We start from the raw sequence: 12,413 nt of genomic DNA on the forward strand, positions 1-12,413 counted from the left end.
CGGCGATGCAGGGAAGGTCTTGCCGGATCGAGGTCATCTCGATATCCGGTTGCGCAGATGAGCAAGATTTCGCGATGACTGAGCCGGTTGGTTCCAGGGCAACGACCCTGTCGTTCGGACCCTTTACCGTGACGCCGCATGAGCGCCTTGTGATGCGCGACGGAGTCACGCTGCCGCTCGGCGCCAAGGCCTTCGACACACTGATCGCACTGATGTCGCGCCCCAACCAGGTCGTCAGCAAATGGGATCTGATGGCGCTGGTGTGGCCCGGCATCACCGTCGAGGAGGCCAATCTGCGCTTTCACGTCGCAACGCTGCGCAAGGCGCTTGGCGACGGCAAGGATGGCGCTCGCTACATCACGACGCTCTCGGGCCGGGGCTATTGCTTCGTGGCGCCGCTCTCGCACAGCGATATCCGGACGGAGCGCCGCCTCGAACCGCGGGCGGATTTGCAGCCCGCCAAACTGCCCAACCGCCTGCAACGGATGGTCGGCCGCGACGAGACCGTTGCCGCCGTGTCGGAAAAACTCATCTCCTCTCGCTTCGTCACGATCGCCGGCCCGGGTGGCGTCGGCAAGACAGCGGTCGCGGTGACGATCGCTCACGACCTGCTCGACACGCGCTTCGACTCAGCCCATTTTGTCGATCTCGCCGCGCTCAGCGACCCCGATCTGGTGATCACCTCGATCCTGCTGATGCTCGGTTTGCCGGCACAGACCGACGATCCGCTGCCGGCGCTACTTGCGCATCTGCACGACAAGCGGATGCTGCTGATCCTGGACAATTGCGAGCACGTCATCGCCGCCGCAGCACCCGTTGCGGCGGAAATCTTCCGTGGGGCACCTGACGTCCACATCCTCGCCACGAGCCGCGAACCCCTGCGTGTTGAGGGCGAGCAGGTCTACCGGCTGGCGCCGCTTGCCGTTCCGCCCGACAACGGTGATCTCACGGCGGCCATGGCGCAGACCTATCCTGCGCTGCAACTCTTCCTCGAGCGCGCGTCGGCAGGCGGCGCCAAGATCATGCTCGACGATTCCAGTGCAGCGATCATCGCCGGAATCTGTCGCAAGCTCGACGGAATGGCGCTGGCGATCGAGCTTGCGGCGGGCCGCGTCGAAGCCTACGGCCTGGAGCGAACGGCAACGCTGCTCGACGAGCGCCTTAATCTGCTCTGGCAGGGCCAGCGCACTGCCCCGCCGCGGCAAAAGACGTTGCAGGCGACGCTGGACTGGAGCTACCGGCTGCTGTCCGAAACGGAGCGCCTCGTGCTGCGCCGGCTTGCGGTCTTCGCTGGCCACTTCACCATCGACGCGGTGCTCGAAGTTGTGCCCGACGAGCGCGTCGACCGTTCTCGCCTGTTCGACGCCATCGACAGCCTCGTCGCCAAGTCGATGGTCGCGCCGCGGCCGATCGGCGCCATGATGCGCTATCGCCTGCTCGACACGACACGCTCCTATCTGCTCGAGATCGAGCCCGGCGACGCAGCGCTCGCCGCGCGACATGCGACCTACTATCGCCGATGGCTCGAACAGGCCGGCACGACATTGGCAACGATGCCGAGCGCCGACGAGCGCGCGATACATTTCTCTGCACTTCACAATCTGCGCGCCGCGTTGGACTGGTGCTTCGGCAGGGACGGCGATGTTCGCATCGGCTTCGCGCTTGCCGCTGCAGCGGCGCCGATCTTCCTTGCAATGTCACTGCTGATCGAATGCCGGCGCTGGTCGGAACGCGCGCTGCTCGCGGTTGATGCGTCCTTGCGCGGCAGCACCGAGGAGATGCACCTGCAGGCCGCCCTTGGCCTGGCTTTGATGTTCACGCGCGGCGGCAGCGCAGCGGCGCTTGCCGCCCTCAGCCGCAGTCTTGCAATCGCCGAAACGCGCGGCGACCTGCCGAACCAGCTCCAGTTGCTCGGCCGCATGCACATTTTCCACGAGCGGATGGGACAGTTCGAGGCAGCGCTTGGTTATGCGCGGCAGAGCACTACGGTTGCCGGAACGCTCGGCGATGCCGCCGCCCTCGCCCTCGCCAACTCGCTCCTCGGCGTCTCGCTGCATCTGGCCGGCGAGCATCGCGATGCGATGACCGTGCTGGAGGCAGCCTGGAAAGGGCCGGGCACGGAACGGATCAGTACCGTGTACGGCTTCGACCACCGCAACCGCGCCGGCATCTCGCTGGCGCGCGAGTTCTGGTTGCAGGGCCGGCCGGCGGACGCACAGCGGCTGGCGCGCCAGACAGTCGCCGAGGCCGCCCAGATGGAACACCCGATCACGCTGTGTATCGCGCTGATATGGGCGGTCTCGATCGACCTCTGGAACGGGGACCTCGACGATGCCGAAGCGAACATCGACCGGTTCATCGAACATGCGACCTCACGCTCGATGGGCCCGTATCTCGCAGTCGGGCGCGGCGTCAAAGGCGAACTGGCGATCCGGCGCGGTGCCGCCGCTGAGGGCGTCGAGACGATCAAGGCGTGTCTGCGTGAACTCCATGACGCCGGCTACGAGTTGCTCACCACGACGTTCAACATCGCGCTGGTTCACGGCATGCTGGCGCTTGGCCAGTCCGAGGAGGGCGCATGTCTGATCGACGAAGCCATCCACCTCGTCGGGCAAGGCGGCGACCGTCTCTACATGCCCGAGCTGCTGCGCGTGAAAGCCAGGGTATTGCTCTCCTTCCCGAGGCCGAATGTCGAGGAAGCAGAAACCTGCCTGATGGAGTCGCTGGAACTCGCCCGTCGCAGCGGCGCAATCGCGTGGGAACTGAGGACCGCAATCGATCTCGCCGAACACCGTGCCGCACATGGTCAATGGGAGGAGGCCGGAGAGCGGCTTCGGTCGACTATCGAACGCTTCGCGGAGGGTTCCGAGACGGCGGATATCAGAACCGCCTGCGGACTGCTGGAGATCTGGAAATAGTCTCGACGGCTCACCCCGTCGGCGTGCCCTGGCGCCACTGGCCGCCGGAGATCTTTGCCGCAGCGATCACGGCCTGTGTGCGGCTTTCGACGCCGAGTTTCTGCAGGATGGCCGAGACATGCGCCTTGATGGTCGCTTCGGAAACGCCGAGCTCGTAGGCGATCTGCTTGTTGAGCAGGCCCTCCGACAGCATCATCAGCACCCGCACCTGCTGCGGGGTCAGCGTGACCAGGCGGTCGCGCAGCCGCGCCATGTCGGGATCGTCGGCCGATGACAGATCGGTGTCCGGCGGAACCCAGACGTCGCCCTCCATCACCTTCATGACGGCGTCGCGCAGCGTCTCGACGCCGAACCGCTTGGGGATGAAACCCGAGGCGCCGAAATCCAGCGACCGGCGGATCGTACCGGCGTCATCGCTGGCGGATACGATCACCACCGGGATCGCCGGGTATTGCGCGCGCAGATAGATCAGGCCGGAGAATCCCGAGATCCCGGGCATGGAGAGGTCGAGCAGGATCAAATCGACCTCGGAATCCCGCTCCAGCAACGCGGTGAGATCGTCGAACGACCCGGCCTCGCTGATCGTGGCCGATGCCACGACGCTCGCGACCGCCTGCCGCAACGCGTCGCGGAACAGCGGGTGGTCATCGGCGATGACGAGGTGGGTATTGGCAGTAGCAGCAGTCATCTGATCCAAGCGCCGACGAGAGGTCGGAAAGCGTGCAACTCGTTGCTGATCGACAGCAATTTGATTGTCCACCGTCAGGGAGCGACTTGCAAGGCAACCTTTCCCGCGTCGCGCAAAAGCAGTTAATCCGCGCCGATTTCCTGTAAATGGTGCAGCGCAAAAACAATTAACTTCAGAAGTGCCGCGCCACGCCGTTCCGCTGGCAAGGAACTGGGGGAAGAATGCCTCGCTTTCGCAGAACGCCTCGTATCAATCCTTAAACAGCAAGTCGCGGCCCAGCTCATCGATGCTGGAAACCGCAGCGAGCGCCGCGCGCAGCCGATCGAGGTCACGGGCTGACAATCGCTTCACGGCGACGGCGTTGGAGGGTTGGATACCGTGGGCGACGTCCTCGAGCTGCTGCGACAGGATGAGATCGAGAAAGGCCCCCTGCGCTTCGCCGAGCGCGTCGAGATCGCGCTCGCTGGCCCGAACCCTCGCCTTCACGCCGGCCAGTCGCGCCGACGTCGACCGTTCCATGACATGATAGCGGATCGCCATCGCGCGCACCCATGAAATGAGCCCAAACAGTCCAGCCGCCTTGAGGTCGATGCGGCCGGCGACCGTGCGGATTCCGCCGAAGAATTTCAGGCTCGAGGGAACGCCGACGTTCTCGACCAACAGTTTTGCGAACGCAACCTGGCCCTCGGCCGCGGCGAAGGCCGCCTGACGCACCGAGACGGCAAGGCCGCCGTTGCCATGAACCGCCCGCAGGTCGAAGAAGATATCGACGGACAACAGATCGGCGGGACGGGAACGCGTGATCCACTTGTCGATCCGGTCGCGCCATGTGGCCGCCGAGCCGCGCCAGGACGGATTCTTCGCCATGACGCCTCCGCGGCAATAGGGCACACCGACCTCGTGCAGGATATCGGCGACGTGCGTGCCCAACGCTGCAAACCAGCGATCCTCCTCGCCATCGGGTTCGCCCTGCGCGAAGATCAATGCGTTGTCCTGATCCATCGCCAACAGGCTCTCGCCGCGTCCGGCCGAGCCGAGCACCAGCAGCGCATAGTCGCATGGCGGCTCGCCCCGGCCGTTCTCCCGCATGATTCGTTCGGCGATCACCGCGGCCTGGCGGGAAAGAGCGCCCAGCTCCCGGGAAATCACCTCGGCGATATCGCGTCCGGACAATCCCTCCGCCAGAAGCATTTGCGCGACACGAGGCAACTGCGCCCAGGCGGCCGACAGCGCATGCGCGTCGGTGGCCTCGTCGATCTCGTCGCCGAGCGATATGGCATCGCCTGCGCGCAGGCGCAGCAGATCACGCGCCGACAATGCGCCGATCACGCAGCCCTTCTCGTCAACGACGCCGAGATGGCGGGTCTTGAGACGATACATCCGGCCGATCGCGCGGTAGACAAACGCGTCTGCCGGGACCGCCGCAAGCGGCCGGCTCATGATCTCGGCGACCGGCTGTCGCAGTGCCGGGGCGCCGTCCCGGGCCAGGGCGCGCAGCACGTCGCGCTCCGTGACAATCCCCGCGTCAGCCGCCTTGACCTCCGGCTCCGGCTGCGGCCCGTGGACGTAGACCGCCGATATCTTCTCGTCCGTCATTCGCACCAGCGCCTCGCCGACCCTGGTATCCGGTGAGACGAAGATCACGGGTGTCCGCATGATGCCGCGGATGCGGTGGCGAAACGGATAGCTGTCGAAGCGCTTCAGCGTTTGCTCGGTATCGACGCGGGCCGTTGCCTCGACCGCCTCGATCCACCCGCTCTGCACCTGATCGTCGAGCACGGCAGTAAGCGCGCGGCAAGCGCGTTCGGCCTCGGCAACGGTGCGGATGCCGCGCTCGCGCAGCTTTGGTACCAACGCCAGGAATAGCCGCGCCGTCGTGATCGCGTCACCCAGCGCGGTGTGACGTTCGGAAGCTGCGATTCCGAGCCAGCCGGTGAGCTTTTCCAGCGTGTAGCCGGCCAATTCGGGAGCGACGATCTCGGCGAGCAGCCGGGTATCGAGCGTTCGCGGCCGCGACCACGGCAGATCGGCCAGATCGCATTCGCGCTTGAGCATCGCCAGATCGAAGCCCACCGTGTGCCCGATCACGAGGGATCCATCGACAAACGCGTCGAAACTCGTCCAAACGTCCGCAAACACGGGCGCCGCCGCTACCGCCGCATCGTCGATGCCATGGATGCGCGTCGCCTCGGCCGGGATCGTCTCGCCTGCCGGCCGCAGCAATTGACGAAACGACACGTCGGCCGCCAGCCTCCCCGCTGAAAGCCGGACCCCGGCAAGCTCGATCATCCGCGCCTTGCGTGGATCGAGACCGGTGGTTTCAGTATCGATGACCACGGCGTCGAGTGACAAAAGCGAAGCGCCGCCGTTCGTCCTGATCATCGGTCCCTCGCGTCGCCGGGTCGCGGTGTCGGGTCGGCGATGGCCGCGTCCAGACGCCGCCCTATTTCAATAACGCTCCGGTGACGGCGGCAGCGTCGATCCGCTCGATCAACTCGTCATGGATGTTGCACAGGCTTATGCGCAAGTAATTGCGCGTCGTATCGAAGTCTCGCCCGCGCAGCTTTTCGTGGATCGGCATCATGGCAAAGTAGCTCTCCGCCAGGGGATCAGGGATGTCCATCACCCGCTTCGGCGCGTGCCCCCCGACCAGGTCGAGCCGGCGCTCCAGCTCCCGCCGCGCCTCCTGCCAACCGGCCTCGCCGATCGACGGCGGCACCGGATAGCGGTCGAAGACCGACAGGACGACCATGATGATCCGGTCGAGAACCGCCCGGCGATCGGCGCCGGCATGCGGGCGCAGGACCACGTCTACCATCTCGCCGACCATCGCGAGTCCCAGCGGAAACGCCTGCCAGCGCGCAAGTTCGACCGACCGGGCAAACCCCTCCTCGGCAAACAGCACCTTCGCGTAGTGCCCCGCACGCGCCCGCGAATATTCGAAGATTCCCTTCTGCACAATGAAGGCGGATTGGGCATCGATGAAGTCCGCAAGCGCCTCGCGGTCCCGAATGGGCGGACGCGGTCGAAACAGTTTTTCGAACAGCTTCATTGCGGTCTCATCCTGCCTGATCAGCGCGAGGCAACCTGATCAGCAGCTTACCTTATCCGATCCAGCAAGGTTCAAGGTTCTCAGCACCGCGTCGTTAGCAGTTGCGGCAATTCCCTATCGGAATCGCTTCACCCCCTTCGCAAACGCAACAAATAATACCCCCGAAAGTCTAATGAAGGCCCGACGATTCGTGGTGTTAGCCTGCGTTGTCTCCAAAGCCGGCACTAGACCGGTAGAGCAGCGGCAAAGAGGGGGCGCCGCACTGAAGGGATTTGCACTCCCCTCGATCATTCATCCCGGCGCTTTTTTGCCGGCCCATGCTTTGAAGGAGGAATGCAAGCTATGCCTGACTCTACAAGCATCAAACAGAAAGAAGAGGCCCACTGGCGCAAGACGTCGCGCCTGATGTTTACCCATCTCGCCATCTGGTTCTTCTTCGGCTTCGTCATCCACATGTTCGTGAAGCCGCTCAACAATATCGTCATCCCGGTTCTCGGCTTCCCGCTCGGCTTCTACATGGCGGCGCAAGGGTCGCTCATCGCCTTCGTGGTCATGCTGTTCCTGTTCGCGAAACAGCAGGACAAGATCGATCGCGAATTCGGCTTTGCCGAGGAAGATTGAGGGGATGAGATCATGGCCACACAAGCCACCACCAGCACCTCGGATTTCATTAAGAATCTGGGCAGGATGTACGGCACCTATACCGGAGGGTTCCTGGCGTTCATCATCCTGCTCGCGATTCTCGAACAGGTAGGCGTTCCGAACAAGATACTCGGATATCTGTTCGTGTTCTTCACGCTCGCGGTGTACGCCATCATCGGGGTGATGACGCGAACCGCCGAGGTCTCCGAATATTATGTCGCCGGACGGCGTGTCCCGGCTTTCTATAACGGCATGGCGACGGGCGCCGACTGGATGTCAGCGGCTTCCTTCGTCGGCATGGCCGGCACCTTGTTTCTTTTAGGTTATGACGGACTCGCATGGGTGCTGGGTTGGACCGGCGGATTTGTGCTGGTGTCGATCCTGATCGGACCGTATCTGCGCAAGTTCGGCGCCTATACCGTGCCCGACTTCCTGTCATTCCGGTACGGCGGCAACTTCGCCCGCTTCCTCGGCGTGATCGTGCTGGTCGCATGCTCCTTTACCTATGTAACGGCGCAAATCTACGGCACCGGAATCATCGCCTCGCGTTTCCTCGGAATGCAGTTCGAGCTTGCGGTCTTTGCCGGCCTTGTCGGCATTCTGCTCTGCGCGATGCTGGGTGGCATGCGGGCGGTGACCTGGACGCAGATCGCACAATACATCGTGCTGATCATCGCCTATCTGACGCCGATCGTGATCCTGTCCACCATGAAATACGGGATTCCGCTCCCCCAACTCACTTACGGTCAGGCAATCGCGGAAATTGCCGCGCGCGAGCAGCAAATGCTGGCGAACGGTCTGTCGACGGCCGCAGCGCTGAAGCCGCACCTCCAGCCCTTCATCAACTATAGCCCGCTCAACTTCTTTGCGATCATCATGTGCATGATGGTCGGAACGGCCTCGTTGCCGCACATCCTGATGCGTTACTTCACCACCCCGTCGGTGCGTGAGGCACGCCAATCCGTCGCCTGGTCGTTGCTGTTCATCTTCCTGCTGTACTTCTCGGCGCCGGCCTATGCGGCGTTCTCCAAGCTGGAGGTCTACACCAACATCATCGGGCGGGACCTGTCCGCCATTCGCCCCTGGTTGTTCAGTTGGGGTGAACTCGGGCTGATCCAGATCTGCGGCAAGAATGCCAGCAGCATCGATGCGGTGATCGCCGCCTGTAAAGCGATCGCCGATCATCCCGGGGTCGTGCGGCTGCAGGACTTCGTGATCAACACGGACGTGATCGTGCTCTCCACGCCGGAGATCGCGGGGCTTCCCTATGTGATCTCGGGCCTGGTGGCAGCGGGCGGTCTCGCCGCCGCACTCTCCACCGCCGACGGCCTGCTGCTTGCCATCGCCAACGCGCTGTCGCACGACATCTATTACAAGATGATCGATCCGAACGCTCCGACCATTCGCCGCCTCACGGTGGCGCGCGCGCTCCTGGTGGTCGTCGCGGTGGTCGCGGCCGCGACGGCGGCAACCAAGCCGGCCGACATCCTGGCCATGGTCGGCTGGGCGTTCTCGCTCGCGATGGCCGGCAACTTCCCGGCCCTCGTGATGGGCGTCTGGTGGAAGCGGACGACGGCAACGGGCGCCATCTGCGGCATCATTGCCGGATTCGGGCTGTGCCTGTTCTATCTCGTGACAACGCGATACTTCCCGGGCGCAGGCGTGAAGTACTTCGGCATGACCTCGCTGCTGAACCCCCTCACAGGGGCTCCGGTGGTCGACATTGCGAAGGCCATGGCATTACCCAATGCCATGGAAAGCTTCCCGACATTGGCTCACCCGCTGGCCAACAAGGTCGGGTGGTTCAACCTCAACAATATTGCGTGCGGCTTGTTGGGAGCGCCATTGGGCTTCGCGGTCATCTACATCGTCAGCAAGCTCGGCAGGGAGCCATCGGCGGAAATTCAAGCCTATGTCGACGAGATCCGGAAGCCGCGCGGCAGGACGGTGCTCGAGGAGAAGACGACATAGCCGTGCAACAAGCGCGTTTCGGCGAACGGGGCCTCGATAAGGGCCCCGTTTTGTTTTGGCCGAAGCGCAAGTGACTTCGCTTGCCCGAAGGGTCGCCGCTTGCCATTGTTGTGTCGTGCATCTCGTGGTTACGCGTGCCAGGTCGTCGATTGCTCAAGCCCCCAGGAGAGTCCCACTTTGGGTATTTCAACAGCGCTGGCCACCTACTGGTATTTCCACCTGCCGAACTTCATTCTGGCCGCACTGATGTACACGTTGCTTGGCCGCGTTCTGCTCGGCCTGATGGTGGATGCGGACTCGCCGAACTACATCTGGCGATTCTTCTGCCGGATCACCGATCCCGTCGTCGCCGCCGTCGCTGTCATGACGCCCAAGGTTACCCCGCCGGTCCTGATCTGGCTGTTCGGATTTGTCTGGCTGTTCTGGCTGCGCGTTGCGTTTCACTACACATTGCTGCTGTTCAATCTGGCGCCCCGGATTGGTGGAGCCGCATCGTGAGCCGCAATTTCTATTTCATCGGAATCGCATTCTTCGGCATGATCAACGGCATCTTCAATCAGCTCGCGCTGATTTTCACGCTGCTGTACGTCCAATTGCTCGCCGGCCCGCTGCTGTTTGGCAGCCTGTCCCTGACGCTGATGTTCGCATCCCTGATGGTTTCGACAGCAACCGTCATCCTTGGCGGGATTCCGGCGGCGATCTACGAGCGGGTCACCGGAGCCTCGGAATCAACCGACGCATCGCTCTGGATATGGCTTGCAGGAACCGCCCTCCTGGCGCTGCCCGCCGCCGGTAACTTTCTCAAGATCGGCCTGTAACGCCCAATAGCGGAGTTGAGCACGGGTCGCGCTGCCGCTACCCTGCGCCGGCTTTTGAACCGGCATCTATCCTTGATTGACGGGGTGGCGGATCATGGAAGAGATGCGCCGTATCGCCTACGAGACAGTGCTTCGCGCCTGTGGCTTCGCCTCGCTCGCCATCTTCTGCGTCATGATCGGACTGTCATTCCTGCCGCGCTCCGCCTTCCAGGCCGGCGGCTTTCTCAGCATCCTGATGACACTGATTCTGGTGTTGAAAGCCTGGGAAGCCCGAACCAAGGACCACCGCCGCACCGAGATGTGGCTCTATCTTTCCAAGGAAAACCGTCCGCCCCAGGCCTCCGCGCAACGGACGGTTTCGATGGTCATGCGCGAGACTTATTTGCTGTTCGCGAGCTGGACCGCAGTGATTTCCATCGTGATGTGGAGCATCGCGCTCGTCTTTTCAGTCATTGGACTTTAGTCCGAAGCTGCGCCGACAAACGGCGATTCACGATCGCAGCGGCCAAAAACGGCGGGAAAACGCTGCCGATCCCACCGAAAGTACTATTGGGCCCAACTTCGCGAACATGTAGTGAAGTTAATAATTGCGCGTCGATCTGACGCAACGCCTATCTGCGCGATCATAAAAAAGGGGAGCGAATCGGAATGTCGACAATTACTGCCACATCCGGCAAGGCCGGTGGGATGACGAAGGACGAACGTTTCGTCATCGTAGCTTCCTCGCTGGGCACTGTCTTCGAATGGTATGACTTCTACCTCTACGGATCGCTCGCCAGCGTCATCGGCGCGCAGTTCTTCTCGGCCTACCCGCCGGCAACCCGCGACATCTTCGCGCTGCTGGCCTTCGCCGCCGGCTTCCTGGTCCGCCCGTTCGGCGCCATCGTGTTCGGCCGTGTCGGCGACATCGTCGGCCGCAAATACACCTTCCTCGTCACCATTCTGATCATGGGCCTGTCGACCTTCATCGTCGGCCTGCTGCCCAATGCCGCAACCATCGGCATCGCGGCCCCGATCATCCTGATCGCGCTGCGCCTGCTGCAGGGTCTCGCGCTCGGCGGCGAATACGGCGGTGCGGCGACCTACGTTGCCGAGCACGCGCCGATGGGCAAACGCGGTTACTACACCTCGTTCATTCAGACCACCGCGACGCTCGGCCTGTTCCTGTCGCTGCTGGTGATCCTGTTCACACGAACGATCCTCGGCGAGCCTGAGTTCGCGGCGTGGGGCTGGCGCATACCGTTCCTGCTCTCGGTCGTGCTGCTCGGCATCTCGGTCTGGATCCGACTGCGGCTGAATGAGTCGCCGGTCTTCCAGAAGATGAAGGAAGAGGGCAAGGGCTCGAAGGCTCCGCTGACCGAAGCCTTCGGCAACTGGAGCAACGGCAAGCTCGTGCTAATCGCACTGCTCGGCGGCGTGATGGGTCAGGGCGTGGTCTGGTACACCGGCCAGTTCTACGCACTGTTCTTCCTGCAATCGATCCTTCAGGTCGACGGCTACACCGCCAACCTCCTGATCGCCTGGTCGCTCCTGCTCGGCACCGGCTTCTTCATCGTGTTCGGTTCGCTGTCGGACAAGATCGGCCGCAAGCCGATCATCCTGGGAGGCTGCCTGATTGCGGCGCTGACCTTCTTCCCGATCTTCAAGATGATCTCGACCAACGCCAACCCGACGCTGGAAAAGGCCATCGAATCGGTGAAGGTGCAGGTCGTGGCAGATCCGAAGGGCTGCGGCGACCTGTTCAACCCGGTCGGCACCCGCGTGTTCACCGCGCCTTGCGATCTGGCCCGCGACTTCCTCGCGAAGTCCTCGGTGAAGTACGACACCGTCGCAGGTGCCGCCGGCTCGCCCGTGCTGATCCGCATCAATGGCAAGGACGTGCCCTACAGCAAACCGGCTGACTCCAATGCCGGCGCGACGGCCGCCCTGCAGGAGGCTGGCTATCCGAAGCGCGGCGCCAACCCGACGCTCGTGAAGATGAACCATCCGTTCGACATCTTCAAACCGCAGGTCGCCGCCATCATCGGACTGCTGTTCATCCTGGTGCTTTACGTCACCATGGTGTACGGGCCGATCGCAGCGATGCTGGTCGAACTGTTCCCGACCAAGATCCGCTACACCTCGATGTCGCTGCCCTACCATATCGGCAACGGCTGGTTCGGCGGGTTGCTGCCGGCGACCTCGTTCGCGATCGTGGCCGCGACCGGCGACATCTATGCCGGTCTCTGGTACCCGATCATCTTCGCCTCGATCACCGTGGTCATCGGCTTCTTCTTCCTGCCGGAAACCAAGGACGTCGACATCACGAAGTAACCGGTTTTCAC

General features: G+C 63.1%; 10 protein-coding genes. 7 read left to right on the forward strand and 3 right to left on the reverse strand.

Annotation, left to right across the window (positions count from 1 at the left end; genetic code table 11):
* The first annotated feature begins 74 nt into the window (after positions 1–74).
* The gene (locus tag CQ12_RS20665; RefSeq protein WP_057837204.1) at positions 75–2,918 is read left to right on the forward strand and encodes an ATP-binding protein; all 2,844 of its coding nucleotides are present in this window, start codon (positions 75–77) and stop codon (positions 2,916–2,918) included.
* 10 nt (positions 2,919–2,928) lie between these two features.
* Here the strand turns inward: CQ12_RS20665 and CQ12_RS20670 are convergent, their stop codons facing one another.
* The 3 genes from CQ12_RS20670 to CQ12_RS20680 all read right to left on the reverse strand — a co-directional run bounded on the left by CQ12_RS20670 (position 2,929) and on the right by CQ12_RS20680 (position 6,658).
* Entirely contained in the window at positions 2,929–3,606 is a 678-nt protein-coding gene (locus CQ12_RS20670) for a response regulator transcription factor (RefSeq protein ID WP_057837205.1), read from the reverse strand.
* A 249-nt stretch (positions 3,607–3,855) separates the two neighbouring features.
* A complete protein-coding gene (locus tag CQ12_RS20675; protein WP_057837145.1) occupies positions 3,856–5,988 on the reverse strand; it encodes a DUF294 nucleotidyltransferase-like domain-containing protein in 2,133 nt (710 codons plus the stop codon).
* Positions 5,989–6,049: 61 nt separating this feature from the next.
* On the reverse strand, positions 6,050–6,658 hold the full coding sequence (locus CQ12_RS20680; protein ID WP_057837146.1) for a hypothetical protein: 609 nt from the start codon (positions 6,656–6,658) through the stop codon (positions 6,050–6,052).
* Between the two features lie 342 nt (positions 6,659–7,000).
* Between CQ12_RS20680 and CQ12_RS20685 the strand changes: the two genes are divergently transcribed.
* The 6 genes from CQ12_RS20685 (at position 7,001) to CQ12_RS20710 (ending at position 12,402) form a co-directional block, all read left to right on the forward strand.
* Positions 7,001–7,279 (forward strand): DUF4212 domain-containing protein, encoded by a 279-nt coding sequence (locus tag CQ12_RS20685; RefSeq protein ID WP_057837147.1) that lies wholly within the window; start codon positions 7,001–7,003, stop codon positions 7,277–7,279.
* A 12-nt stretch (positions 7,280–7,291) separates the two neighbouring features.
* Positions 7,292–9,271 (forward strand): sodium:solute symporter family protein, encoded by a 1,980-nt coding sequence (locus tag CQ12_RS20690; RefSeq protein ID WP_057837148.1) that lies wholly within the window; start codon positions 7,292–7,294, stop codon positions 9,269–9,271.
* A 177-nt stretch (positions 9,272–9,448) separates the two neighbouring features.
* Entirely contained in the window at positions 9,449–9,769 is a 321-nt protein-coding gene (locus CQ12_RS20695) for a hypothetical protein (protein ID WP_057837149.1), read from the forward strand.
* A 38-nt stretch (positions 9,770–9,807) separates the two neighbouring features.
* Positions 9,808–10,089, forward strand: coding sequence for a hypothetical protein (locus tag CQ12_RS20700; RefSeq protein ID WP_157088359.1), 282 nt, complete (start codon positions 9,808–9,810; stop codon positions 10,087–10,089).
* Positions 10,090–10,183: 94 nt separating this feature from the next.
* Positions 10,184–10,552: a hypothetical protein gene (locus tag CQ12_RS20705; RefSeq protein WP_057837151.1), complete on the forward strand. Its 369-nt coding sequence runs from the start codon at positions 10,184–10,186 to the stop codon at positions 10,550–10,552.
* Between the two features lie 185 nt (positions 10,553–10,737).
* Positions 10,738–12,402, forward strand: coding sequence for an MFS transporter (locus CQ12_RS20710; RefSeq protein ID WP_057837152.1), 1,665 nt, complete (start codon positions 10,738–10,740; stop codon positions 12,400–12,402).
* Positions 12,403–12,413: the final 11 nt, after the last annotated feature.

The sequence above is a fragment of the Bradyrhizobium jicamae genome, assembly GCF_001440395.1.
Lineage (GTDB): Bacteria > Pseudomonadota > Alphaproteobacteria > Rhizobiales > Xanthobacteraceae > Bradyrhizobium > Bradyrhizobium jicamae.

Coding starts and splice junctions, on each gene's coding strand:
- CQ12_RS20665 (WP_057837204.1), top strand. CDS start 75: ATGACTGAGCCGGTTGGTTCCAGGGCAACGACCCTGTCGTTCGGACCC.
- CQ12_RS20670 (WP_057837205.1), bottom strand. CDS start 3,606: ATGACTGCTGCTACTGCCAATACCCACCTCGTCATCGCCGATGACCAC.
- CQ12_RS20675 (WP_057837145.1), bottom strand. CDS start 5,988: ATGATCAGGACGAACGGCGGCGCTTCGCTTTTGTCACTCGACGCCGTG.
- CQ12_RS20680 (WP_057837146.1), bottom strand. CDS start 6,658: ATGAAGCTGTTCGAAAAACTGTTTCGACCGCGTCCGCCCATTCGGGAC.
- CQ12_RS20685 (WP_057837147.1), top strand. CDS start 7,001: ATGCCTGACTCTACAAGCATCAAACAGAAAGAAGAGGCCCACTGGCGC.
- CQ12_RS20690 (WP_057837148.1), top strand. CDS start 7,292: ATGGCCACACAAGCCACCACCAGCACCTCGGATTTCATTAAGAATCTG.
- CQ12_RS20700 (WP_157088359.1), top strand. CDS start 9,808: ATGATCAACGGCATCTTCAATCAGCTCGCGCTGATTTTCACGCTGCTG.
- CQ12_RS20705 (WP_057837151.1), top strand. CDS start 10,184: ATGGAAGAGATGCGCCGTATCGCCTACGAGACAGTGCTTCGCGCCTGT.
- CQ12_RS20710 (WP_057837152.1), top strand. CDS start 10,738: ATGTCGACAATTACTGCCACATCCGGCAAGGCCGGTGGGATGACGAAG.